The 22,377-nt window shown below is 57.0% G+C and carries 22 protein-coding genes, 1 tRNA gene and 1 riboswitch; of the genes, 13 read left to right on the top strand and 10 right to left on the bottom strand.

The window, feature by feature from the left end; genetic code table 11:
- Positions 1-225 precede the first annotated feature (225 nt).
- From AC2FD8_RS18530 to AC2FD8_RS18510, 5 genes are all read left to right on the top strand, one after another.
- A complete protein-coding gene (locus AC2FD8_RS18530; protein ID WP_496858473.1) occupies positions 226-1,194 on the top strand; it encodes a cation efflux transmembrane domain-containing protein in 969 nt (322 codons plus the stop codon).
- On the top strand, positions 1,191-2,321 hold the full coding sequence (locus tag AC2FD8_RS18525; protein ID WP_496858475.1) for a BamA/TamA family outer membrane protein: 1,131 nt from the start codon (positions 1,191-1,193) through the stop codon (positions 2,319-2,321). The genes AC2FD8_RS18530 and AC2FD8_RS18525 overlap by 4 nt, the downstream gene beginning before the upstream one ends.
- Positions 2,322-2,732: 411 nt before the next feature.
- Complete coding sequence (locus AC2FD8_RS18520; RefSeq protein WP_496858477.1) at positions 2,733-2,879, top strand: hypothetical protein; 147 nt, start codon at positions 2,733-2,735, stop codon at positions 2,877-2,879.
- A gap of 378 nt (positions 2,880-3,257) precedes the next feature.
- A complete protein-coding gene (locus AC2FD8_RS18515; RefSeq protein WP_496858478.1) occupies positions 3,258-4,394 on the top strand; it encodes an ATP-binding protein in 1,137 nt (378 codons plus the stop codon).
- A 2-nt stretch (positions 4,395-4,396) separates the two neighbouring features.
- A complete protein-coding gene (locus tag AC2FD8_RS18510; RefSeq protein WP_496858480.1) occupies positions 4,397-7,216 on the top strand; it encodes a hypothetical protein in 2,820 nt (939 codons plus the stop codon).
- Between the two features lie 503 nt (positions 7,217-7,719).
- Here the strand turns inward: AC2FD8_RS18510 and AC2FD8_RS18505 are convergent.
- Positions 7,720-7,795 (bottom strand) — tRNA-Lys (locus tag AC2FD8_RS18505).
- 212 nt (positions 7,796-8,007) lie between these two features.
- On the opposite strand from AC2FD8_RS18505, the gene dapF reads away from it, so the two are divergent.
- Together dapF and mtaB are read left to right on the top strand one after the other, a co-directional pair.
- Positions 8,008-8,850, top strand: a complete 843-nt coding sequence (gene dapF, locus AC2FD8_RS18500; protein ID WP_496858481.1) for a diaminopimelate epimerase — start codon at positions 8,008-8,010, stop codon at positions 8,848-8,850.
- Positions 8,847-10,103: a tRNA (N(6)-L-threonylcarbamoyladenosine(37)-C(2))-methylthiotransferase MtaB gene (gene mtaB / locus AC2FD8_RS18495; RefSeq protein WP_496858483.1), complete on the top strand. Its 1,257-nt coding sequence runs from the start codon at positions 8,847-8,849 to the stop codon at positions 10,101-10,103. The genes dapF and mtaB overlap by 4 nt, the downstream gene beginning before the upstream one ends.
- A gap of 141 nt (positions 10,104-10,244) precedes the next feature.
- Here mtaB and AC2FD8_RS18490 read toward each other — a convergent pair whose 3' ends face one another.
- The 3 genes from AC2FD8_RS18490 to petA are packed head-to-tail and all read right to left on the bottom strand — an operon-like array spanning position 10,245 to position 12,981.
- Positions 10,245-11,033, bottom strand: coding sequence for a cytochrome c1 (locus AC2FD8_RS18490; protein ID WP_496858485.1), 789 nt, complete (start codon positions 11,031-11,033; stop codon positions 10,245-10,247).
- A gap of 17 nt (positions 11,034-11,050) precedes the next feature.
- Positions 11,051-12,382 carry a cytochrome b gene (petB, locus tag AC2FD8_RS18485; RefSeq protein ID WP_496858486.1) on the bottom strand — a complete coding sequence of 444 codons (1,332 nt, stop codon included), beginning with the start codon at positions 12,380-12,382 and terminating at the stop codon, positions 11,051-11,053.
- A gap of 14 nt (positions 12,383-12,396) precedes the next feature.
- The gene (petA, locus tag AC2FD8_RS18480; protein ID WP_496858488.1) at positions 12,397-12,981 is read right to left on the bottom strand and encodes a ubiquinol-cytochrome c reductase iron-sulfur subunit; all 585 of its coding nucleotides are present in this window, start codon (positions 12,979-12,981) and stop codon (positions 12,397-12,399) included.
- Between the two features lie 461 nt (positions 12,982-13,442).
- Between petA and AC2FD8_RS18475 the strand changes: the two genes are divergently transcribed.
- Positions 13,443-13,886 (top strand): cytochrome C, encoded by a 444-nt coding sequence (locus AC2FD8_RS18475; RefSeq protein WP_496858490.1) that lies wholly within the window; start codon positions 13,443-13,445, stop codon positions 13,884-13,886.
- 3 nt (positions 13,887-13,889) lie between these two features.
- On the opposite strand, the gene AC2FD8_RS18470 is transcribed toward AC2FD8_RS18475, so the two are convergent.
- Both AC2FD8_RS18470 and AC2FD8_RS18465 read right to left on the bottom strand, forming a co-directional pair.
- A complete protein-coding gene (locus AC2FD8_RS18470; protein WP_496858492.1) occupies positions 13,890-14,498 on the bottom strand; it encodes a glutathione S-transferase in 609 nt (202 codons plus the stop codon).
- Positions 14,499-14,554: 56 nt separating this feature from the next.
- Complete coding sequence (locus tag AC2FD8_RS18465; protein ID WP_496858494.1) at positions 14,555-15,184, bottom strand: FMN-binding negative transcriptional regulator; 630 nt, start codon at positions 15,182-15,184, stop codon at positions 14,555-14,557.
- A 54-nt stretch (positions 15,185-15,238) separates the two neighbouring features.
- Positions 15,239-15,394, top strand: a riboswitch (FMN riboswitch).
- Between the two features lie 75 nt (positions 15,395-15,469).
- Here AC2FD8_RS18465 and AC2FD8_RS18460 point away from each other — a divergent pair.
- The 5 genes from AC2FD8_RS18460 (at position 15,470) to cobO (ending at position 19,441) form a co-directional block, all read left to right on the top strand.
- Positions 15,470-15,907 (top strand): 6,7-dimethyl-8-ribityllumazine synthase, encoded by a 438-nt coding sequence (locus AC2FD8_RS18460; RefSeq protein WP_496858496.1) that lies wholly within the window; start codon positions 15,470-15,472, stop codon positions 15,905-15,907.
- 141 nt (positions 15,908-16,048) lie between these two features.
- Positions 16,049-17,149: a chorismate synthase gene (gene aroC, locus AC2FD8_RS18455; RefSeq protein WP_496858498.1), complete on the top strand. Its 1,101-nt coding sequence runs from the start codon at positions 16,049-16,051 to the stop codon at positions 17,147-17,149.
- On the top strand, positions 17,133-17,795 hold the full coding sequence (locus AC2FD8_RS18450) for an HD domain-containing protein (RefSeq protein ID WP_496858500.1): 663 nt from the start codon (positions 17,133-17,135) through the stop codon (positions 17,793-17,795). Before aroC ends, AC2FD8_RS18450 begins: the two co-directional genes overlap by 17 nt.
- A 54-nt stretch (positions 17,796-17,849) precedes the next feature.
- Positions 17,850-18,785 (top strand): DMT family transporter, encoded by a 936-nt coding sequence (locus AC2FD8_RS18445; protein WP_496858502.1) that lies wholly within the window; start codon positions 17,850-17,852, stop codon positions 18,783-18,785.
- A gap of 56 nt (positions 18,786-18,841) precedes the next feature.
- Positions 18,842-19,441 carry a cob(I)yrinic acid a,c-diamide adenosyltransferase gene (cobO, locus tag AC2FD8_RS18440; RefSeq protein ID WP_496858504.1) on the top strand — a complete coding sequence of 200 codons (600 nt, stop codon included), beginning with the start codon at positions 18,842-18,844 and terminating at the stop codon, positions 19,439-19,441.
- Here cobO and AC2FD8_RS18435 read toward each other — a convergent pair.
- The 4 genes from AC2FD8_RS18435 to AC2FD8_RS18420 form a co-directional block, all read right to left on the bottom strand.
- The gene (locus tag AC2FD8_RS18435) at positions 19,438-19,623 is read right to left on the bottom strand and encodes a hypothetical protein (protein ID WP_496858506.1); all 186 of its coding nucleotides are present in this window, start codon (positions 19,621-19,623) and stop codon (positions 19,438-19,440) included. The two genes, cobO and AC2FD8_RS18435, sit on opposite strands and share 4 nt — an antisense overlap.
- Before the next feature lie 251 nt (positions 19,624-19,874).
- Entirely contained in the window at positions 19,875-20,240 is a 366-nt protein-coding gene (locus AC2FD8_RS18430; protein WP_496858508.1) for an SPW repeat domain-containing protein, read from the bottom strand.
- A gap of 111 nt (positions 20,241-20,351) precedes the next feature.
- Positions 20,352-21,302: an AraC family transcriptional regulator gene (locus AC2FD8_RS18425; protein ID WP_496858510.1), complete on the bottom strand. Its 951-nt coding sequence runs from the start codon at positions 21,300-21,302 to the stop codon at positions 20,352-20,354.
- Positions 21,303-21,414: 112 nt separating this feature from the next.
- Positions 21,415-22,281 carry a branched-chain amino acid aminotransferase gene (locus AC2FD8_RS18420; protein ID WP_496858512.1) on the bottom strand — a complete coding sequence of 289 codons (867 nt, stop codon included), beginning with the start codon at positions 22,279-22,281 and terminating at the stop codon, positions 21,415-21,417.
- Between the last annotated feature and the right edge of the window lie 96 nt (positions 22,282-22,377).

Genomic DNA, 22,377 nt, shown 5'->3' with positions numbered 1-22,377 from the left:
CTTACGCGCTACCAACGCGCACAAAAAAGCCGATTTTTGCCAACCCAACACATACCGAGGTCAGTTCCGCACTTATTTCTCTGCGATTGATATATGTGCAACCACGGCGTAACGCGCAGGGTTTCACAAATTTGGCAGAAAATGGCTTTTTCAGATCGAATAGGTTCCGCATTAGCTGATATTGTCTCTCCGTAGCCAATACGACACCTGTAGGACCCGAACCCAATGCCTTCTCAGATACCTCCGTTGTCGCCGGACACAACCCGGATCCTGGAACGTCGCGCGATGGTCTTGGGAATGGCTGGCAACCTGATTATGTGCGGCATGGGCCTTTTTGCAGGGTATCTGTCGCAGTCGCGGGCCATCCAGCTGGACGGTTTGTTTTCCCTGATTGGTTTCGCGGCAGCCTTTTTGGGTCTGCGCGTCGCCCAACGGATCGCGCGCCAGCCCGATAAATTCCGCCCCTACGGCTATGCCGCAGATGAAGCCATCTTTGTCACCTTTCGAGCGCTGACGCTATTCGGATTGGTGCTATTCGCGATGATAAACGCAGTTCTGAGTATCCTCGGATATCTCGGCGGGGAACCGCAACCCGCGCTGAATTTTGAACCCATGCTGCCTTACTTTGTAGCGGTTGGCGCGCTGTGTTTGGCTCTTGCGGGATTTCACGGGTGGTGCTGGGTGCAGACCGGCCGCAGAAGCGGTTTGTTGAAACTCGAAGCGCAAGCCGCAGCATTTGACGGGCTGGTTACTGCGGCCGCTGCAGCGGGCCTGCTGGGTATCGGTTACTTCAGCGACGGATTTTTGGCCCCCATTGCACCGATCGGTGACTCATTGGTTGTTCTGGTTCTGTGCATAACAGTCCTTGCGCAGTATTTCAGGGATTTTCTGGCCGGGCTGGCCGAACTCGCGGGTGTCACGGCACGACCGCAAGACATTGCCAGCGCCAGGCGCGCCATTCGCGACACCCTGCAAAAGGACGGCGGCATCCTGCGTGACCTGACGCTCACCAAAACCGGGCGGTCCTATCTGGCCATCGCATATTACGACCCGGCGCGGCCCGTTCGAGCCGAAGAGATGGATCAATTGACCAAAACCCTGAACGCAGATGTCGCGGCCACCCTAACAGGAGCCGAGTTGTGTCTGGTTGTGACGCAAACAGATCGCGCAGCACAAACGCAGGGGGAAACATGAAACAGCTTGGAAACCAGGCTCGGTTTTTAACACTGCTCTATGCTTTGACCTTTCTGCCTGTGCTGCCGGGCGTTGCTTTTTCAGGTTCGGTGACAATCGAACCGGGGGTTGAACCGTTCGATGCAGCGCAGGAAGAAGAGGCGGTCGGCTTTCGCAACGGATCGCTGGTTGCGGTTCCAATCCCGACCTCGGACCCGACGCTCGGGTCTGGCCTGACCGTCGTCGCTGGTTACTTGTTTACATTGGACGAAGGATCCAAACCTTCGGGGATCGGCGTGGCGGCTTTGCGCACCAGCAACGGAAGCGAAGCCTATGGGCTGGCCGCCAATTTTGCCTTCGACAATAACCGCTGGCAGATCGAGACACTGTTTGCAGATGCCAAAATCAACTACGACCTGTTCACGGCGTTGGGGGAACTGCCGGTTCGACAGAACGGCCGCATCATCCGGGCCGAGCTATCTTATGGTATTACCCCGGATTTTTCGATTGGTTTCGCGACCCGCTATCTGAATACGTCCATCTCTCCCGGTGGGTCAGGAGTTCAGATCCCGCCCCCTTTTGATCAGTTCCTGAATATGAAGATCGTCTCGCCAGCGTTAGTGGCAGAGTGGGACCGGCGTGACGATACGATCTACCCTACACAGGGGTTCAACCTCAAGGCGCAGGCCTCGCACAGCTATACGCTTCAAGGCCTTACCGGAGATTATTCCAAGGGGTTCGTGAACTATAGCCACTATTTCAACCCCATCGCGAATGGGGTCGTTGCCGCGCGCGCTTCGACCTGCGTTGCCAGCGATGACACACCATTCTTTGACCAATGTTCACTGGGTGCAACGGATGCGTTCCGCGGCTTTCCTGTCACGCAGTTTCTGAACCTGCGCTCGGCCTCGTTGCAGGTGGAATACCGGCACCGATTCACTGACCGTTTCGGAGCCGTTGCGTTTGCCGGAGCGGGCCAGTCTGGGGACAGCTTTTCAAACCTGTCTGCAGGCGGCACCCATTCTGCGGCCGGTTTGGGTGCGCGTTATCGGGTGTCCAAGAAATTCCCGGTTGATCTGTCTGTCGACTGGGCACGCAACAATGACAGCGAAGATCAACTCTACATCTATGTCGGGCAGCGGTTCTAAATAGCTCAACTTTTTGATGCGGTTCCGCACCTTTTGGCGGAAACCGTCGCCCCGATGGACCAGAGGCCGGTGATACACTAAAGCATCCGTCACAAAACCTGAATCGCTGGGATTCCCTTGAGACGCGATCCGTGATTCCTTCTGTTTGGGAGGATGGATCATGTCAGCACCATTACCGGATGCGCTACGGGCGCGATTTCAGAAGTTATTAGAGGAAGGGTTAAGCGGGCGCGCGGCGGCGTTGCGTCTGAAACTATCGCCTGCCACCGGGGCGCGTTGGGGGCTTGCGATCCGGCAAACTGGACGGGCGAGGGCCGCACCCCAAGGGCGCCCGCGCGGCAAGGGCAAGCTCGATCCCCATCGGTGTTTTCTCGTCGAACTTATTGAGCACCGCTTACGCAGGACGGCGACATGACCATGCCTGAGTTGGCCAGTGCGCTTGCAGATGCGACCGGCGTTCAAGCGCATCCCGATGCGATTGGCCGATTCCTGCGCAAGTTTGGTTTCACTTACAAAAAAAGACGCTGGTCGCCACCGAGCGACGCCGTGCACGAGTAAAGAAACAACGCGAAGACTGGTTCACCCATCGCCTGCCAGCCATATCAACCCGACCGGAGCAAGTTGTCCTTATTGACGAAACCTCTGTCAAAACCAATTTGACCCGCCAGCGTGGCTGGTCGCAGCGCGGCGAAAGGCTTGTCATGGACACCCCTTTCGGAGCATGTGGCGGTTCTAATTTCAGAGCGTGCTGTCAGCGCATTGGCTGAATAGATCATGATGCGTCCTCAAACCTGATTGCACTTTCGCGGGCCAAAATAAGAAAGAAACCTAGGGCGTTAAATGTCCTTCCGGTGTCACATCCGAGCTCAACACGCAGAGTATTTACTGCACAACAAATATGTTGTACAACAATCTTGTTGTAATTGGGGAGGCTCCATGTGGATCTTTGGTCGAGATGATGACGCTAAAAAAATATGGTCTGAAGTTAGTGATGGAAAGAACCTACTGTTGCTTGCTCCAAGACGTGTTGGCAAAACGCACCTACAGCACCTATTGACCCAACAAGCTCCGGACAACGGATACCGCGCGATATGGTTGGATGTTGAAGGCTTTGGGGCAGAGAAAGACTTCTTAAGCCAATTGTGCTCGGCTATCCAAGAAGAGCTGTCTATTGGTTCACAAGTAATCTCTTCCCTTACCCACAGACTGAACAACGCCCTAAAGGGTAAGTCAGGAAGTGAGAAAGACTGGCGCGGATGGCTCTTGGAGACCGATTGGAAAGATTTTGCAGAACAGCTTCTTGCACAACTCGAAGAGGACGAAAATGAGCACGACTGGCTCATTCTTATCGACGAGCTCCCGATTTTTGTTCAAGAGCTTCAAAGGCAATCTGGCACTGAAGCCGTTGGCGTTTTCCTCTATTGGCTTCGCAGAGCAAGGCAAAAATACAAATCAATTCGCTGGGTTCTTGCGGGCTCTATCGGACTCGACACCGTGGCGCGTCAGTACGGATTCGAAGGAGCCCTCAACGATCTTGTCCCTACGGGACTAGAGCCGTTCCCTGATGAAATTGCAAAGGAATTCTTGTCAGAGATTGCTACTAGAGGCGGGAAATCCTTTTCGGACGAAGCCTTAGAACACGTCATAAAACGTCTGGGTTGGTTGTCGCCATATTATCTGGAGCGCATCGGGAAAACCTCATGCTCAATCACAGCGAGCGAACATGAGATTCAAAAAGCAGACGTCAATGCGTCGATGGATCAATTGCTTGAACTTCCGAATCGTCTTTATTGGGCTAGTTGGCGAGATCACCTAGACAGGAACTTCGAAGAAGATACTCGCCTAGGCCTCTATCGTATGCTCGCCGAAATTAGCAAGAAAAGGACCGGCTGTTCTAGGAGCCACCTTGTGGCAACCTTGTCAGCCTATGGAACGAAGGAAGCTGAAGAGGCTGTTCGAGATGGTCTGGATTGTCTCGAGAATGACGGTTTTGTGAGTAAATCTAGCAATAGCTATCGCTTTCGAATGAACCTACTCAGGGAGTGGTGGCGGCGCTACGTCGTCACGGAGTAAGCATGGGAAAACTTCTTCAACTTGCAATCTACAATCCTTCTGTGATCAACGACGAGGACTTTCTCAAAGGTTTCGTTGCACGTCATCGCGAGGCCGATCATATAATCAATCTAATAAGAGAAAACATCGATCCGGGCCCTTCGTGTCACCAACTTATTCTTGGTCAACGAGGTATGGGCAAAAGTACTATGCTGCGTAGAATTTCACTAGGCATCGAGTCAGACGCAGAACTGAGCGATCAGTTTATTCCGCTGAGTTTTCGGGAGGAACAGTACAATGTCCATAATCTCGAAACCTTTTGGCAAAATTGCGTTGATTCATTGGGTGACTGGTTTGATCGGGCAGGCCTTCAGGAACAGTCGGACGATTTGGATAACTTCATTCTCAGAACCGATGACGGCGACAAAGACTATTACCAGTACTTCGTAGATGCGTTAAAAAAGGAAAGTAAACGCCCGGTCCTCCTCATCGACAATATCGACTTGGTCATTGACGCCCTGCCGGACGCAGAAAGCTGGGCATTTCGCAGAACTCTGCAGGAGCCATCTGGGATTATAGTTGTAGGCGCAGCCGCAGCCTATATGGAAGCTTTCTCAGACCAGCAGCGGCCCTTCTTTGACTTCTTTCAAGTAACTGTTTTGGAGCGACTAAAACCTGCCGAACTGATGAATTGCCTCGGTCGGCTCGCAAGTCTGCGCGGAGATGCCGGACGAGTAGTACTGAAGATAATTGAGAATGAACCAGGGCGCATTCGGGCGTTGTTCGAATTGACCGGAGGCAATCCGAGAACGTTAACTCTCTTGTACGTGCTTCTTGAAGCCAATGACTTGGGCGACGTGTTTTCTGATTTGGAGAGCCTGCTTGATCAGGTCACTGGATTATACAAATCAAGGGTCGAAGATTTGGCTCCTCAAGCCAGGCTTGTCCTGGATGCGTTGGCTTTGAAATGGAATCCGTGCACCGCTGCAGAGGTCGCAGACCTGACAGGCCTCGCTACAAACAAGGTTTCTTCTCAGCTTGACCGTATGAAGAATGACGGGTTGATCGAGAGGGCCAAACGCTCGGACACGAAGAAGGTCGCCTATCAGATCGCGGAGCGGTTCTTCAATATTTGGTATCTAATGAGGCACGCGCCCAGGCGTCAGCGCCTTCGACTAAAGTGGTTAGTGAGTTTCCTCCAGATATTCTATTCTACACAACAACTTACTGACACGGCAGTGTCACTAATAAATGATGCAAGACACGAGCATACAGACTTGCTGTTTGCAGTCGGTGGAGCCATCGGAGACCCAGCCTGGCAGAAGCTAATTGCTATGGAGGCGAACGGCGCATCCGTAGATGAGGTAGAACGTGATGAAGCCAGTATAGAGGTCACGCCGACAACTGCCGTCGAGTGGATGTCTCACGGAAAGATACTAAGCGATCACCTGGGGCGCTACGAGGAAGCGATCGCGGCTCTGAAGAATGCGGGAGAAGATCCTAGTCTTAGTGCCGAAGCGAACTGGAGAATTGGGAATATTTATCAGTTTTCGGTTGCAGATAAAGAACGTGCACGAGCACACTATGAGACCGCAGTTCAACAAGATAAAGATTACTCTTTAGCCAATTACAGTTTGGGTGCGTTGCTTGCGAACTCTAAAGATTGGGAAGCCGCTGAGAAGTTTCTGAAGGCTTCGACGAAAGACGCCAAAACAAACTTCTCTGCTCAAATGGCGTTAGGGGGCTTTTACCAGTACCGTGCCCACAATGAGGGCAAGGCAGAGCTGCACTACAGGAAAGCTCTGAAAGCAAGCAAAGGTAATGTGAATGCGCTTGCCGCTCTTGGCAACATGTTGATCGAAATGCCCGAGAAAGTTGACGAAGGGATCACGCTGCTGAAAAAGGCGCACAAAAATGCGCCAGATTGGGGCTATCCTGTATGGAGACTTGGGCAAGCGACATTCTTTGAAAAGCGCAACTTCGAACATGGCCTCAAGCTCCTACAAGAAGCGACCGAACTCGATCCTGACAACATCATTTTGAAACGCAGTGTCTGCGAAGCGTTGGCTCTTGTGCCTCAGAAGTGGGATGAGGCAAAGTCAGCTCTCGAAGAGCTTGTGGAGACGGATGATCGCCTAATTTCGAGGGCGATGCTTGCAGAGTTTTTGCTTTCTGCGTTTGGCGATGTAGAGGCGGCATACAACGAATTTCAAAAGGTCTTGGCAGGAGTTCCTCAAACTGCGGTCGACCTATGCGCGCGAGCTTTCACAAAGATGTACTACTTCGAGGACACGATCGGTGCGAAGATAGACTATGAAGAAGCACTTGTCGTAAACCGTGAGGAACATCGCTCTGCTCGAGATATTGAAAACGATGAACTTGTTATCAAGTCAAACCTGCTGATAATTTCTTTGGCCAGTGATGTTTTGTCCAATGACCTAGAATATGTCTATGATGATGTCATCGATCAGCACAGTAAGACGGGAAGGAATTTGATCGATGCGATCATGGAGTTGTCGAGGGATAATTTCGGTAAGTCGTTCGCACACTTTAGACAGGCTTTGCAGCTAAATAGCTTTGAGCTTTACGAAATCTACAAAGGCTTTCTTATTTTCTATCTTCGCCTTGTTGAAGGCGCTGGATACGGAGACCGACTTCTCGATGGCCTTTTGGAAAGCGGCCTCGCTGATAGGTATTGGCCTGTGTACTCAGCCCTGGATGCCTATTTCAACGGTGAAGAAAAACTCTTGGATGTAAATCCGGAAGTCAGGGGCGCTGCAAGCATGATTTTCAACTCTCTTCTCGGCATCAAGCGGATGAGAAGTACCAGCCACATCCAATGAACTCGGATGTGGCTGCCTTTTGATCGCGTTCTACCGAAAACCAAGTTTGGGTACTATCTTGTCGCCAAGGTCTGCTTTCACTTTCGACAGGCAAACCGATTTCACCTGCAGCAAACTTCTGCTTTCCTGAACTTGTGTCGACAAATCAGACAGTCGACTATTTCACATTCTCAAGGTCCGCTTTCGCGTTCCCCGCAAATTCTCGCCGCACTGCAGCGAATTCACACTTTCCGCCGTCCCGTCAGGTAACTTCGCACTCACAGCACGAATTTGGCGACCGCAGCGAATGTCCGGAAGGTGGCCCGACCTGCTCAAGTCCCGCTTGAGTTTGTCCGGGGCAGTACACAGCCGTGTCCAAAAACCTCCGCCGCGCGATACCATTGTGATCCAATAGGCACACTTCAATCTTTGTCACCGTGCTTCCGTATTGCTTCCGGCAAGCCGCGCGTCACGAAGCGCGCGCCACACGATTCCGTGTAAATGTTTGCTATTATTTAAAAAAGTGGTGAGCCGTGCAGGATTCGAACCTGCGACCCACTGATTAAAAGTCAGTTGCTCTACCAACTGAGCTAACGGCCCACTCTTTTGTCTGGATCTTCACGATCCGTGGCGCTCTTTAAGGCATTTTCCCAACCGGGTTCAAGACCTTATTTTGCACCTCGTTTCGCCAGAATAATCAGTGTTTCCGGCGACCCGATAGGCGGCCTAATTAGGCAGGTGGTGCTAGGGGGTCAAGCCCTTTTTTCAGGAATCGTCCCCGCAGGGTGGATTCATCGCAGGACCAACGCTATATGCCCGCCATGCAACAAAGACTCGATACCAGTTTGCCCTTCATGAAGATGCACGGGCTGGGCAATGACTTCGTCATTCTCGACGCGCGGGTGCAGGCGACGCCGATCAGCGCTGCATTGGCCAAAGGAATCGGGCACCGCCAATTTGGCGTGGGGTTCGATCAGCTGGCCGTGATCGAAAGCGGAGCGGCCGACGCGCATCTCGTGTTTTACAACGCGGACGGGTCGACCTCAGCCGCTTGTGGGAACGCCACGCGGTGTATCGCCCGTTTCCTGATGGAAGAAAGCGGCAAAACAGACCTGACTCTGACGACCGAACGCGGCACCCTGTTCGCGCAGGATGCAGGCAACGGCCTGACCTCGGTTAATATGGGACAACCCCAGCTGGATTGGCAGGACGTACCGCTGGCCGAAGAGATGGACACGCTGGAACTCCCGATTGAAGGCGCGCCCACGGCAACAGGCATGGGCAACCCCCATTGCACGTTTTTCGTCGATGACGCCGAAGCGATTCCCCTGGCCGAGTTCGGCTCGCGATACGAACACCACCCTCTTTACCCCGAACGCACCAATGTGCAGGTGGCGCAGGTGATCGGACCGGACAACATCCGTATGCGCGTCTGGGAGCGTGGGGTGGGCATCACGCTGGCCTCAGGGTCTTCGTCCTGCGCGACAGCCGTTGCGGCGGTCCGGCGCGGTCTGACGGGGCGCAAGGTGCAGATCGAGCTGGACGGCGGCACAATCTGGATCGACTGGCGTGATGATGGCGTCTGGATGACCGGTCCTACCTGCCACGTGTTCTCGGGCACCCTCACCGCGGAATTCCTGAGGTCACTGGGATGAGCGCCCCCAAATTCACCACTCTGGGCTGTCGCCTGAACGCCTATGAGACTGAGGCGATGAAAGAGCTGTCACAGCAAGCGGGTCTGCAAGATGCGGTGATCGTAAACACCTGCGCTGTGACGGCTGAAGCGGTCCGCAAGGCCCGGCAAGAGATTCGCAAGCTGCGCCGCGAAAACCCCAACGCGCGCCTGATCGTGACCGGATGCGCCGCGCAGACGGAGCCACAGACCTTCGCAAACATGGATGAGGTTGATGCCGTGATCGGCAATACCGAGAAGATGCAGCCCGAGACCTGGAAAGGCATGGCAACTGACTTCATCGGCGAAACCGAAACCGTGCAGGTCGATGACATCATGTCGGTCACCGAAACGGCAGGGCACCTGATTGACGGGTTTGGCACCCGTTCGCGTGCCTATGTACAGGTCCAGAATGGCTGTGATCATCGCTGTACCTTCTGCATCATCCCTTATGGCCGCGGGAACTCACGCAGCGTGCCCGCCGGTGTTGTGGTGGATCAGATCAAACGGCTGGTCGACAAGGGCTATAACGAGGTCGTCCTGACCGGCGTTGACCTGACCTCATGGGGCGCAGACCTGCCCGCACAGCCCAAACTGGGCGACCTGGTCATGCGTATTCTGAAGCTCGTGCCCGACCTGCCGCGCCTGCGCATCAGCTCGATCGATTCGATCGAGGTAGACGAGAACCTGATGCAGGCCATCGCGACCGAGCCGCGCCTGATGCCGCACTTGCACCTGTCCCTGCAGCATGGCGACGACCTGATCCTGAAACGGATGAAACGCCGCCACCTGCGCGATGACGCCATCCGCTTCACCGAAGAGGCACGTAACCTGCGGCCCGATATGACCTTTGGCGCCGACATCATCGCTGGCTTCCCCACGGAAACCGAGGCGCATTTCGAAAACTCCCTCAAGCTGGTCACAGACTGCAACCTGACCTGGTTGCATGTCTTCCCCTACTCCAAACGCGAAGGCACGCCAGCGGCGCGCATCCCACAGCAGGTCAACGGGAAGATCATCAAGGACCGCGCCGCCCGCCTGCGGGCGGCCGGAGAGGCGCAAGTCGCCAAACACCTCTCGGCCCAGATCGGCCGAACTCATCACATCCTGATGGAAAACCCGCATATGGGCCGCACCGAACAATTCACCGAGGTCAGCTTTGTCGCGCCTCATCCCGAAGGCCAGATCGTGACCGCCAAAATCACCGGGCAAACACCGACCCAGCTACAAGCCTGATCCGCTCTTCATCTGGCCAAAAATATCTCGGGGTGAATTGGCCGCAGGCCAAGAGGGGCTGGCCCCTCTACCCCCCGTCAAACGAAAAACCCCCGCAACCAGATAGGCGCGGGGGTTTTTGATTTCAAAAGCTCAAAAGCGTCACTGCTCGCGCAGCTTGCCTTTATGCGGTGCCCACAGGCGCTTGTTCACCAGATACAGCAGCACCGACAGAACGATCAGGAAGATCACCCCGACAAAACCGCCGTTCTTGCGGTCCGTCAGCTTGGGTTCAGCTGCCCACATCAGGAAGGCCGAGACGTCTTCGGACATATGCTCAACGCTGTTCGAGTGACCATCGGCGAACTCGACCTGTTCATCTGAAAGCGGCGGCGCCATCGACAGCCAGCCTCCGGGGAATGCTGTGTTCTCATACAGCGTCGCACCGGCCTCGGTCTTTTCCTTACCAGTGTAGCCGTCCAGCAGAGAAGCGATGTATTCCGCGCCACCCATACCTTTGACCAGCTGGTTGATCCCCAGGCCGTAGGGGCCGTGGAAGCCCGCACGCGCCTTGGCCATCAGGCTCAGGTCAGGTGCGCCAACCCCGTTATTCTCGGGGAAATGGTCGGTCGGGATCGCCGGGCGGAAATCGTCAAGCTCGGGGTCGAAGACCTCGAAATTGTCGGCCGCATAGGTGATGACCTGCTCTTCCGAATACCCCAGCGCTTCGAGATCGCGCAGGGGGACGTATTTCAGGCCGTGACAGGCCGCACAGACCTCGGTGTAGATCTGAAGGCCGCGCTGAAGCTGGTTCTGATCCCAGGTGCCAAACGGCCCTTCGAACGAGAACTGGAAGTCTTCGATGTGCTGCTCGCCGCCACCTGCCGCAAAGGTCGAGGCGGGGGCAAGGGCCAGAGCAAGCGCGGCACCGATTGCAAGTTTCTTGAACATGTTTCCGGTCCCTCTTCTTACTCGGCCGGCGTGGCGTCGGCGTCAGCCTTGCCATAATGCGCGTTGAAGTCGTCTTCGATCGTTGCGGGCGGGGTCAGAGGCTTCTCGATCACACCTAGCAGCGGCAGGATCACGAAGAAATACGCAAACCAGTACGCAGATGCGATCAGCGAGAAGGTCGCATAGGGCTCCTCGGCAGGCATCGCCCCCAGCCACATCAGGGCGAAGAAGTCGATGATCAGCAGGTAGAACCACCATTTGAACATCGGACGGTACTTGCCCGAACGCACGGTCGAGGTGTCCAGCCAGGGCGCCAGCGCCATGGCAATGATCGCTCCGAACATCGCCAGAACACCGAAGAACTTCGCGTCAACGATACCACCGGTGATGAAGCTGGCGAACTGAACAACCCAGACCTCACCGGTGAAGGCACGCAGGATCGCGTAGAACGGCAGGAAGTACCATTCGGGCACGATATGTGCAGGCGTCACAAGCGGGTTGGCCTCGATATAGTTGTCGGGGTGGCCCAGATAGTTCGGCATGTAGCCCACGATGGCCCAGAACACGACCATGATCACCGCCAGGGCGAACAGATCCTTGATCACGAAATACGGCCAGAAGGGCAGCGTGTCTTTCTCGGCCTCGGCCTTTGAGCCGCGACGCACCTCAACACCCGTCGGGTTGTTGTTGCCGGTGGTGTGGAAGGCCCAGATATGCACCACAACCAATGCCGCAATGATGAACGGCAGCAGATAGTGCAGCGAGAAGAAGCGGTTCAGCGTGGCGTTATCCACTGCGGGTCCGCCCAGCAGCCATGTCTGCAGCGCATCACCCACAAACGGGATCGCGCCAAACAGGCCGGTGATCACGGTTGCACCCCAGAAAGACATCTGACCCCAGGGCAGAACGTAGCCCATGAAGGCAGTGCCCATCATCATCAGGTAGATCAGCATACCGATGATCCACGTGATCTCACGCGGGGCTTTATATGAGCCGTAGAACAGGCCACGGAACATGTGAATATAGACCGCAACAAAGAACAGCGACGCGCCGTTCATATGCAGGTAGCGGATGAAGTAGCCGCCATTCACGTTGCGCATGATGTGTTCGACGCTGGCGAAGGCCAGATCGACATGCGGCGTGTAGTGCATGACCAGCATGATGCCGGTGATGATTTGCAGCGCCAGGCAGAAGGCCAGAACGATGCCCCAGATCCACCACCAGTTCAGGTTCTTGGGGGTTGGAATCATCAGGGTGTCGTACAGAAGGCCGACGATGGGCAGGCGGTTGTGCAGCCACTTTTCGCCGTTTGACTTCGGCTCGTAGTGATCGTGGGGAATGCCGGACATAAGTTGGGTCTCCCTTAGCCGAGTTTGATGGTTGAGGCGTCGACCCACTCGACCGGCGGGATCGGCAGGTTTTCGGGCGCGGGGCCTTTACGGATCCGGCCCGCCAGATCGTAGTGCGACCCGTGGCAGGGGCAGAACCAGCCGCCAAAGTCGCCTGCATCACCCAGAGGCACACAGCCCAGATGGGTGCAAACGCCCATCTGAACGATCCACGCACCTTCTGCCTCGCCTTCAGGCGATGGCATGACGCGGTTGGCATCGGTCGCGGGTGCATCTGCGTTGATGTTGAAGTTCCGGGCCAGCGGATCAGGCAGGTCGCCCACCGCTTCTTCGTCCTGTTGCTGCGCTTCGGCGATTTCAGCGCCGGTGCGGTGACGGATGAAGACCGGTTTACCCAGCCACTTGACCGTCAGCTGTGTACCCGGCTCAACCCCGCTTACATCCGTACGGATCGAGGACAGGGCCTGCACATCTGCCGACGGGTTCATCTGATTGATCATGGGCCATACCGCAGCACCGGTCGCTACGACCCCTGCGCCGCCCGCGACGTAGTACAGGAAATCTCTGCGGGTGCCTTCGTGGTCTTCTACGTGGGACACGAGGTTTTCTCCGATTGTCTGGCGCCCGCGCAAACGGGCCAATAGCTGGAACCCGGCACGGATGCCGGGTCTTAGCCGAATTCTCTACCGAGCAGAACGGTATTCGTCCAGCGGTGTTGAATGCGCAATACGCCGCATCTGCGTAATTTATGATCGCGCGGGGCTGTCTTTTTGTTGTTTCTCGCCCACATGTTTCAGAAACCCATCGAATCAGCCGGGTTTGATTCGCGCCCTGTAACCCCCAACTGACGGGGCCAGTGACCGCCGGGCCGACAGAACAAGCGGCTCGCATTGGTGCGCAAATCTACAAAATCCGGCACGCGAAACCGGATTTGTTCAACAACAAATCATACTCCTGAAATAGACGATTTTCCGCAACAAAAACGTGCCCGATTCCTGTTGCACTTACTGCGCGAATGCCTGATGCCCGTTCTTGCGCGAACGCCGATCAGGAGACCCCCATGTCAAAGACCCACTTGGCCGCCGTTCTGTTAACGATTTCTGTGTCGGCCCAAGCCGCCGCAGCCGGAGACCCCGCCAAAGGCGAAAAACTCTACAACCGATGCTCGGCCTGCCACGCGATCATCAAAGATGGCGAAGTTCTGGTCAAAGGCGGCATCACAGGCCCCAACCTTTACGGGGTAGTAGGCCGCATCGCCGGATCCGAGAACGACTATCGCTATGGCAGCGAACGCCTGCCCATCGGCATGTTCACCGACGACATGATCCGCGCCGGTGACGCGGGTCTGGTCTGGACCGAGGAAAACATCGCCGCATACTCCGAGGACCCGATCGGGTTCATCAAAGAGTTCCTGCAGGACGATACCGCCCGCCCGAACATGAGCGTGAAGCTCAAGAAAGGCGCGGACGACATCGCCGCCTATCTGGCGACATTCAGCCAGTAGGGTTTACGTCACCGGACGCGTGGCGACCATGCTCGGACGCGCGTCAAACTCGGCAAACCAGGTTGCGAGGGCATCATTGCCCTTGCGCCAGCCCCGCGCATCATGGCGCAGATCCAGATAGCCCAGCGCACAGCTCACGGCCACCTGCCCCATGTCCAGCGGCCCCGACAGATGCGCCATCCAGCGCTGGTTCAGGACGGCACAGGCGCGCTCGACCTTGACCCACTGCGAATCCACCCATTCGTCCCATTGTTTGTCTTCGGGACGCAGCCGGCTTTCATACGTCATCAGCAGCGCGGCATCCAGAATACCATCCGCCAGCGCCTCAAGCGTCAGAACATCCCAGCGCCGCGCACCTTCGGGGTAAAGCCGCCCCCCAGCGCGGTCATCCAGAAAGGCGCAGATCACGCGACTGTCGAACAGGGTCGGTCCATCGGGGCGCTCCAGCGCCGGAACTTTGGTCAAAGGCGCCTTGCCGATCAAGGGCGCGGCCGGGGCCACTGGCGTACCCGCCACCGTTTCCAACTCAACATCTTCTAGCTGTTCTGTCTCATGCAGCAAAACCATGACTTTACGGACATAAGGCGAGGTAAGACTATGATAGAGTTTCATGCGCGCACTCCTTTGTTCGGGCTGACCTTACAACAGGGTACAGAAAACAAAAGCTGTCATTTCCCCGAGGGCTTCACAGCGCGCATCAGTGCCTGAAGGGCCTGCACTTCCGAGCCGATTCCAAAACTCCCGATCTGCTCCGCCGCCCGCATCCGAACGTCATCGGGTTTGTTCTGGTTCAGCTTCCAGGTTCCCTGAATATCCTCAACCCGCATCCGGCAGGGTAGAATCATCCGCATCATCCGCTCCAGCGCGTCGTCATCCATCTTGCTACTGTGCCAGGGCGGCTTCGGGTGCAGCCGGTCTTCGAAAAACGCCGACTGCCGGTCCAGCAGGTCCCGCATCTTCTCCACCGGGCACAGCTCCAGAACACCGGTTAGGTGAACGGCGACATAGTTCCATGTCGGCACCTGATCGCTCACCTCATACCAATCGGGCGAGACATAGCTATCCGGCCCTGAAACCGCGATCCGCGCGGCCTGCGGCTGCTTCAGAAGCCGGACAATCGGATTCGACCGGACAAGATGCAGCTCAGCGACCAAGCCATCTTCGGACAGCAGAAACGGCACATGGCTGATCAAAGGTGCGGCATCCGCCGACACGGCCAAAACCCCAAAAGAACGATCGCGGGCAAAGGCGATATGTCGGCTGATTTCCTCAGCGCGGAAGGCGGGATTCGGATGCATGAGGCTCCTCCTGCTAAATCTCTTGCAGAAGAGGGCCGATCTATGCAAGGTCCGTCTCGTTCTCAGGGCGGGGTGAAATTCCCCACCGGCGGTATGCGGGCGTTGACCTGTAAGCCCGCGAGCGGCCTCGCCGTGTTTACGAAGGGGTGACAAGCAGATCTGGTGAGAGACCAGAGCCGACGGTTAAAGTCCGGATGAAAGAGAACGTGCCAGATGCGTCGGTGATACGGCGTGTCTGCGCGTGATCGCCTTGGGTGAAGTGTCTGTTTTGCTAAGGAGATCATGATGACACACACCCGCTATGCTTTCGTCAAAGCCAACTGGCATTCCGATATCGTTGACCGCGCCCTTGAGGGGTTTCTGGAACTCATCCCCGCCGATCAGGTTGACGTGTTCGACGTCCCCGGCGCGTTTGAAATGCCCCTGATCGCGCGTGATCTGGCCCAAACCGGCCAATACGCAGCCGTCACCTGCGCCGCCTTTGTGGTTGATGGAGGCATCTACCGTCACGATTTCGTGGCTCAGGCCGTGGTTGATGGCCTGATGCGCGCAAGCCTCGACACCGGCGTTCCGGTCCTGTCGGTCTCGCTCACTCCACACCAATATCAGGAAACCGACCACCACAACGCTATCTACCGCGACCACTTCGTACAAAAAGGGCGCGAGGCCGCCAACGCCGCCCTCAACATCACGAAAACCCGCCAGACGATAAACGCAACCTGATCCTTCTTCTGTTTGAAAATACCTCGGGGGAGGCGCGCTTGCGCGACGGGGGCAGCGCCCCCTCCCCCATTTCAATTGCAAATTCGCTTGAGGCCAAAGGCTCTCCCCGCTAATCACAACCCCGCATAAGGAGCCCGCCCCATGTCGATGAACAGCTTTGGACACCTCTTCCGCGTCACCACCTGGGGCGAAAGCCACGGGCCCGCTTTGGGCGCGACGGTCGACGGCTGCCCTCCGGGCGTGCAGATCGACGAGACGATGATCCAGCACTGGCTGGACAAGCGCAAACCAGGGCAGAACAAGTTCACCACCCAGCGACGCGAACCTGATCAGGTCAAAATCCTGTCCGGCGTATTCGAAGGCCAGACCACCGGCACGCCCGTTCAGCTGATGATCGAGAACACCGACCAGCGCTCAAAAGACTACGGTGATATCATCGAGAAGTTCCGTCCGGGACATGCCGATATCACCTACTGGCAGAAATACGGCATCCGCGACTATCGCGGCGGCGGGCGCAGCTCGGCCCGTGAAACTGCATCCCGCGTCGCGGCCGGGGGTCTGGCGCGCGAAGCGATCAAACAGATCGCGCCCAATGTGCAGATCACCGGCTACATGACCCAGATCGGTCCGCACAAATTCGACCGCGCCAATTTCGACTGGTCGCAGATCGAACAGAACCCCTTCTGGACGCCCGATGCCCAAGCCGCCGAGGACTGGGCCGCCTATCTGGATGACCTGCGCAAGTCCGGCAACTCGGTCGGCGCGATCGTCGAAGTCGTCGCGCGTGGCGTCCCCGCTGGGCTGGGCGCACCGATTTACGCCAAGTTAGACACTGATCTGGCCGCCGCTATGATGTCAATCAACGCCGTCAAAGGCGTCGAGATCGGCGAGGGCATGGCTGCCGCCGAACTGACCGGCGAGGCCAATGCCGATGAGATCTTCATGGGCCAGAACGGCCCTCAGTACAGCTCGAACCATGCGGGCGGCATTCTGGGCGGTATCTCGACCGGGCAGGACATCGTGGTGCGCTTTGCGGTCAAACCGACCTCGTCTATTCTGACCACGCGCAAGACGATCACCAAATCCGGCGAGGAAACCGAAATCATCACCAAAGGCCGCCACGACCCTTGCGTCGGTATCCGCGCTGTGCCGGTGGGCGAGGCGATGATGGCCTGCGTGATCCTTGACCATCTGCTGCTGCACCGAGGCCAGATTGGCGAGAACCGTGGACAAATTGGCTGATCTGCGCAAACGCCTGCGCGGCATCGTCGCGCAGCGCATGCAGACCGATCCCGCCCATGATCTGGCGCATCTGGATCGGGTCTGGCGAAATGCTCAAGCCATTGCAGATAATCAGGCGGACATGGCTGTGTTGCTAGCTGCCAGCTATCTGCATGATCTGATCAACCTGCCAAAGAACGACCCAAACCGCCACTTGGCCTCGCGCCAATCCGCACAGGAATCAGAGCCTATTCTGGAGGAATTGGGCTTTTCTGACGAACAGATCCAAGCCACCCAACACGCGATTGAAGCGCACAGCTTCTCGGCCAACATACCGCCTCGCACATCAGAAGCCCGCATCCTGCGAGATGCCGACCGGCTCGATGCGCTGGGGGCCATCGGTATCGCGCGCACTTTTGTGGTCGCGGGTGCGTTGGGCCGGGATCTTTACGACCCCGAAGATCCCTTTGCCGAGGCGCGCGATCTGGACGACCTGAATTTCTCGATCGACCATTGGAAAGTGAAGCTGCTGAACCTGCCCGACGACATGCTGACCGAGGCTGGCCATGCTCTGGCGCAAGAACGCCGGACGCAGATGCTTGATTTCCTTAAGACCTTCGCGGATGAAATCGGCCGCCCTGTGCCTGCGCCATGGGAAACCCCCTGATTGGTACAATCCCGGCGTTGATCTTTCCGCGTCAAAAGCGCAGGTTCCCGGCCAATGGCACAATCCTTGACATCGCACCGCCCCGTTCTTGCTGTGGGCCTGAAATTGACCGCCTTGATGCTGTTCACTTTGATGTCGGCCTTGGTCAAAGCGTTGTCCGAAGACTTTCCACCGGGTGAGCTGGTCTTTTTCCGGTCGCTCCTGGCGATTCCCGTCATCATTGCCTGGCTGATCTGGCGCGGAGAGCTGTCGCAGGGCTTTGTCGTCAAAAAACCCATGGGCCATTTCTGGCGCGGCGTTCTGGGCACCAGTGCGATGGGCCTGACCTTTACCGGCCTCAGCCTGCTGCCTTTGCCCGAGGTCACCGCAATTGGCTACGCGACCCCGATTTTCACCCTTGTCCTGGCCGCTCTGCTGTTAGGAGAGCGCATTCGCATGATCCGCATCGGTGCGGTGATGCTGGGGCTGGTGGGGGTTCTGATCATGCTCTGGCCCCGGCTTGGCAGCACTGAAATGGAGGTGGCGGCAACGATTGGCGCCCTTTGTGTTCTGGCTGCAACCATCGCGCGGGCCTTTGTGCAAATCCATATCCGGCAATTGGTCAAGGTCGATCACCCCGCCGCCATCGTGTTCTATTTCTCGATCACGGCGACTCTTCTGTCGTCACTGACCGCGTTCTGGGGCTGGACCATGCCAACATTAAATCAGGCTCTGATATTGATGGTTTTAGGCCTGATCGGTGGGGTCGCGCAGATTCTTGTGACCTCGTCCTATCGGTTTGGTCAGGCGTCGATGCTGGCGCCTTATGACTACACAACCATGCTGTTTGCCATCGCGATCAGCTATTTCTGGTTCGACGAGCTACCGACGCTGGCGATCTTGCTGGGTGCGGCGCTGGTGATTGCGGGCAATGTGGTCGTGGTCTGGCGCGAGCATCAGCTGGGGTTGGAACGTGGTAAAGCGCGGTCTCTGACCGACCACAAACCGTGACTTTACCTTTCGCCAACTTCGCTTAGGTTGAGCGCAACAATCAATGAGGGCCCAACATGAGTGACGCGCAAGACCACAAGGAAAAGATGCAAGAGGTGCAGGCCAAGCACCGCAAGAAAGTGTCCGAAGCGGTCGACCCCGACCGTGGTTTGGTGCTGATCAATACCGGCAAGGGCAAAGGTAAATCCTCGGCCGCTTTTGGCGTGGTGATCCGTGCGCTTGGCTGGGGGCAGAAGGTGGCCGTTGTTCAGTTCATCAAAGGCAAATGGAAAACCGGCGAGCGGCGCTTTTTCGAAGAACGAGACCTGGTGACGTGGCACACGATGGGCGAAGGCTTTACCTGGGACACTCAGGACCTCGAACGCGACATCGCCGCCGCTACCGCCGCATTCGACAAGGCCTGCAACCTGATGGCCAGCGGAGACTACGATTTGGTCGTGCTGGACGAGATCAACATCGCACTGCGCTACGAATACCTGTCGGTTGAGCGTGTGATCGAGGGGCTGAACGGCCGCTCTGACAAGACCAGCGTTTTCCTGACCGGCCGCGATGCACCGCAAGAGCTGCGGGATTATGCCGATCTGGTCACTGAGATGACCGAAGAAAAGCACCCTTTCAAGGCCGGAATCAAAGCCCAGCGCGGCGTGGACTATTAACCGCGCGCCCTTTTGCGTGTTTCACTGACAACATTGTCCGAGGGCTGTTGGTTCAGCTCTCGGCATTTTTCTGCGTCGCAGGCCTTGCGATCCAGATAGGCCTCGACATCCGAGGCCAATGCGTCGCAATTGCAGGACGCGCAACACGGGTCGGATAGCAACTCTTCAAATCTGGTACGCATCGGTGTCCTCGGTCGTTCCCGGAACGGTGGCAGGCCATCACGACTGAACTTGCTGAGCCCACAGACCGCCCCGGAACCTGATGCTTGATCGGTTCATCTGGCGTTGATTTTTTCTGACTATTTTTGTCAGTTTTTGCAAGCAAAAACGTCGTATCAAGCCAGAGAGCCTGTTTTTCCCAGAGAAACAGACCCTAAAAAGGAAAAAGCCGCGCAAGATAGCGCGGCTTTGAGCAGCAAGAGATGGGCTGGAATCAGGCCGCCGCGACGTGCTCAGGCGCGCTAAGCGAAATTACCGCGACGACAGCGGCCCCGTTTAGCCAATAGAACAGCGCGTCGATTCCCGAAAAGCCAAGCAGGCTGGGGGCCAGCAGGAAGGTCACGCCAACGACCAGATCCACGGCCAGATGCAGCTTGTAAGGCAGCACCCGCCAGATCCCCAGGTGATGGTCGGTGAGCACCGTCAGGACGAAAGCAGCAACGCCGGTGACAACGGACAGCCACAGCGCCAGCGGATTAGATTGGCCCAGACCAAGCACAAAGGGCAGCACCATCAGCGCGACGGCAACGGGATAGTCGAGATAAGCGTGAATATTGCGAGTGACAAAACGGAGGGACATTTGGATTTCCTTTCCTCAATCAGAGACAGATCAAGAATAGGAACTGCCTCGGGAACGTAGCAGCCCAGATCGTTTATGAAACATTGCAGATCGTTCAGGAATTCTGGCGGATCAGTGCATCTCGCGATAAGCGGCAGGGGACACTCCGACCTGCTTCTTGAACACCCGCGAAAACGCCGCCTCAGACGCATATCCGGCCTCGGCTGCGGCGTCGGCCACGTTCCAGCGCCCCTCGGTCAGACCGTGGCAAGCGATCTGCATCCTCCAGTCCGTCAGATATTGCATCGGGGTGGTGCCCATCTTCTCGGCAAAGAGCTGGGCAAAGGCCGTGCGCGACATCGCTGCCTCACTGGCAAGGCTGGCCACGCTCCACTCTTGCGCGGGGGCTTGGTGGAACGCGGTCAAGGCGCGCGAAATTCGCGGGTCGGCAAATCCGGCCAGGGCGTCATCGTCGGGGCTTTGATGTTCCAGATAGGCCCGGATCGCCTGTGCAAACAGCACTTCGGACAGTTTCAAGGCAATCAGGTCGCCGCCAATCCGCGCGCCGGATACCTCGGAGCCGATCATGCGCAGGGTGGCCTCGATCCACGATCCACCTTCTTCGCCGTAGTTCTGGATCAGAATGTAGGGCGGCAGCCGGTCGATCAGCATATGACCAGTGCCAGTCCGGCCAGCCGGTCCTGTGAAGGAAAAATGCCCGCAGATCAGTTGGGTATCGCGTTCCTCGTCCCCACCGCCATAGACCAGAACGCCGTCACCGGTATAGCCCGCGATGTCGAGGACCTGCTCCAACGGCAGAGCGTCAAATGGCCTGACCTCATTGCACAGCAGCGCGTGTTGCGCGCCATGCGGGATCACGATCAGATCGCCCTGTTTCAGGCGCACAGTCTCACCAGTTGCCGGGATGTGGACCTTCAGCTCTCCGCGCTGGACGAAATGAAACCGGGCCACGTTTTCAAAGCCGGGCACCTGAATCCCGAACGGCGGGGTGAAGGAGGTTCTGAAATAGAACGTACCGCGCAGGGACAGGCGGGTGAGGATATCGCTGAGAAGGTCCAACATAGGACAAAGATACAGCAAGGCGCACCAAGGTCCATGCTGTTGAACGATCTGCAAGATATTCCGCACGATCTGCAACAAAAACCCCCGCCGGAGCGGGGGGGTTCAGGTCTTATCAGGCGCGGACGAGTTTCTCGTAGTCTTCCGCGATTTCACGGGTCAGATCACCCACTTCAAACGTGTAGTCGCCAATCTGCCCGACCGGAGTAACCTCGGCTGCAGTGCCCGTCAGCCAGCATTGTTCGAAATCAGCCATTTCCTCGGGCTTGATGCGGCGTTCATGCACGGTGATGCCTTTGTCTTTCAGCATCTGGATCACGGTCTGACGGGTGATGCCGTTCAGAAAGCAATCCGCGAGCGGAGTGTGGACCTCACCATCCTTGACGAAGAAGACGTTGGCCCCGGTGGCCTCGGCCACATAGCCGCGCCAGTCCATGAACAACGCATCCGAGCAGCCCTTGGCCTCGGCCTTGTGCTTGGAAATGGTGCAAATCATGTAGAGACCCGCCGCTTTGGCATGCACGGGGATAGTTTCCGGGCTGGGGCGTTTCCATTCGGCGATGTCGAGCTTGGCGCCCTGCATCTTGGCGTCACCGTAATAGGCCCCCCACGGCCAGACGGCGACGGCCATCCGCACAGGGTTCTTGGCCGAGGCCACGCCCATATCTTCGCCCGACCCACGCCAGACCAGCGCGCGGACGTAAGCATCCTGCAGACCGCTGGCTTTCAGGGCCTCTTCCTTGGCGGCCTCGATCTGATCCACGTCGTAGGGCATCGGCATATCCAGCGCCTCGGCCGAGGCGATCAGACGTTCGGAATGTTCCCGGCTTTTGAAGATCTTGCCACTATAGGCGCGCTCGCCCTCAAACACGGACGAGGCGTAGTGCATCGCATGTGTCAGGATGTGGACATTGGCCTCACGCCATGGGACCAGCTTGCCGTCCAACCAGATGGTACCATCACGATCATCATACCCCGCCATGCGAAACCTCCTGAACCGGGTTGAATTTGCGAATGTTGCGCTAGTTAGGACCGAAGCGGACACAATCTTGCGCAAAAACTGCGATTCGATACCTGT

It is taken from the genome of Ruegeria sp. YTSC192 (genome assembly GCF_059609705.1).
This window is presented reverse-complemented; position numbering and strand designations above follow the sequence as displayed.

Coding starts and splice junctions, on each gene's coding strand:
- AC2FD8_RS18475 (WP_496858490.1), top strand. CDS start 13,443: ATGTCAAAGACCCACTTGGCCGCCGTTCTGTTAACGATTTCTGTGTCG.
- AC2FD8_RS18515 (WP_496858478.1), top strand. CDS start 3,258: ATGTGGATCTTTGGTCGAGATGATGACGCTAAAAAAATATGGTCTGAA.
- AC2FD8_RS18470 (WP_496858492.1), bottom strand. CDS start 14,498: ATGAAACTCTATCATAGTCTTACCTCGCCTTATGTCCGTAAAGTCATG.
- AC2FD8_RS18465 (WP_496858494.1), bottom strand. CDS start 15,184: ATGCATCCGAATCCCGCCTTCCGCGCTGAGGAAATCAGCCGACATATC.
- AC2FD8_RS18435 (WP_496858506.1), bottom strand. CDS start 19,623: ATGCGTACCAGATTTGAAGAGTTGCTATCCGACCCGTGTTGCGCGTCC.
- AC2FD8_RS18520 (WP_496858477.1), top strand. CDS start 2,733: ATGACCATGCCTGAGTTGGCCAGTGCGCTTGCAGATGCGACCGGCGTT.
- AC2FD8_RS18510 (WP_496858480.1), top strand. CDS start 4,397: ATGGGAAAACTTCTTCAACTTGCAATCTACAATCCTTCTGTGATCAAC.
- AC2FD8_RS18420 (WP_496858512.1), bottom strand. CDS start 22,281: ATGGCGGGGTATGATGATCGTGATGGTACCATCTGGTTGGACGGCAAG.
- AC2FD8_RS18460 (WP_496858496.1), top strand. CDS start 15,470: ATGACACACACCCGCTATGCTTTCGTCAAAGCCAACTGGCATTCCGAT.
- AC2FD8_RS18425 (WP_496858510.1), bottom strand. CDS start 21,302: ATGTTGGACCTTCTCAGCGATATCCTCACCCGCCTGTCCCTGCGCGGT.
- AC2FD8_RS18530 (WP_496858473.1), top strand. CDS start 226: ATGCCTTCTCAGATACCTCCGTTGTCGCCGGACACAACCCGGATCCTG.
- petB (WP_496858486.1), bottom strand. CDS start 12,382: ATGTCCGGCATTCCCCACGATCACTACGAGCCGAAGTCAAACGGCGAA.
- AC2FD8_RS18430 (WP_496858508.1), bottom strand. CDS start 20,240: ATGTCCCTCCGTTTTGTCACTCGCAATATTCACGCTTATCTCGACTAT.
- AC2FD8_RS18445 (WP_496858502.1), top strand. CDS start 17,850: ATGGCACAATCCTTGACATCGCACCGCCCCGTTCTTGCTGTGGGCCTG.
- aroC (WP_496858498.1), top strand. CDS start 16,049: ATGTCGATGAACAGCTTTGGACACCTCTTCCGCGTCACCACCTGGGGC.
- AC2FD8_RS18525 (WP_496858475.1), top strand. CDS start 1,191: ATGAAACAGCTTGGAAACCAGGCTCGGTTTTTAACACTGCTCTATGCT.
- AC2FD8_RS18490 (WP_496858485.1), bottom strand. CDS start 11,033: ATGTTCAAGAAACTTGCAATCGGTGCCGCGCTTGCTCTGGCCCTTGCC.
- dapF (WP_496858481.1), top strand. CDS start 8,008: ATGCCCGCCATGCAACAAAGACTCGATACCAGTTTGCCCTTCATGAAG.
- mtaB (WP_496858483.1), top strand. CDS start 8,847: ATGAGCGCCCCCAAATTCACCACTCTGGGCTGTCGCCTGAACGCCTAT.
- cobO (WP_496858504.1), top strand. CDS start 18,842: ATGAGTGACGCGCAAGACCACAAGGAAAAGATGCAAGAGGTGCAGGCC.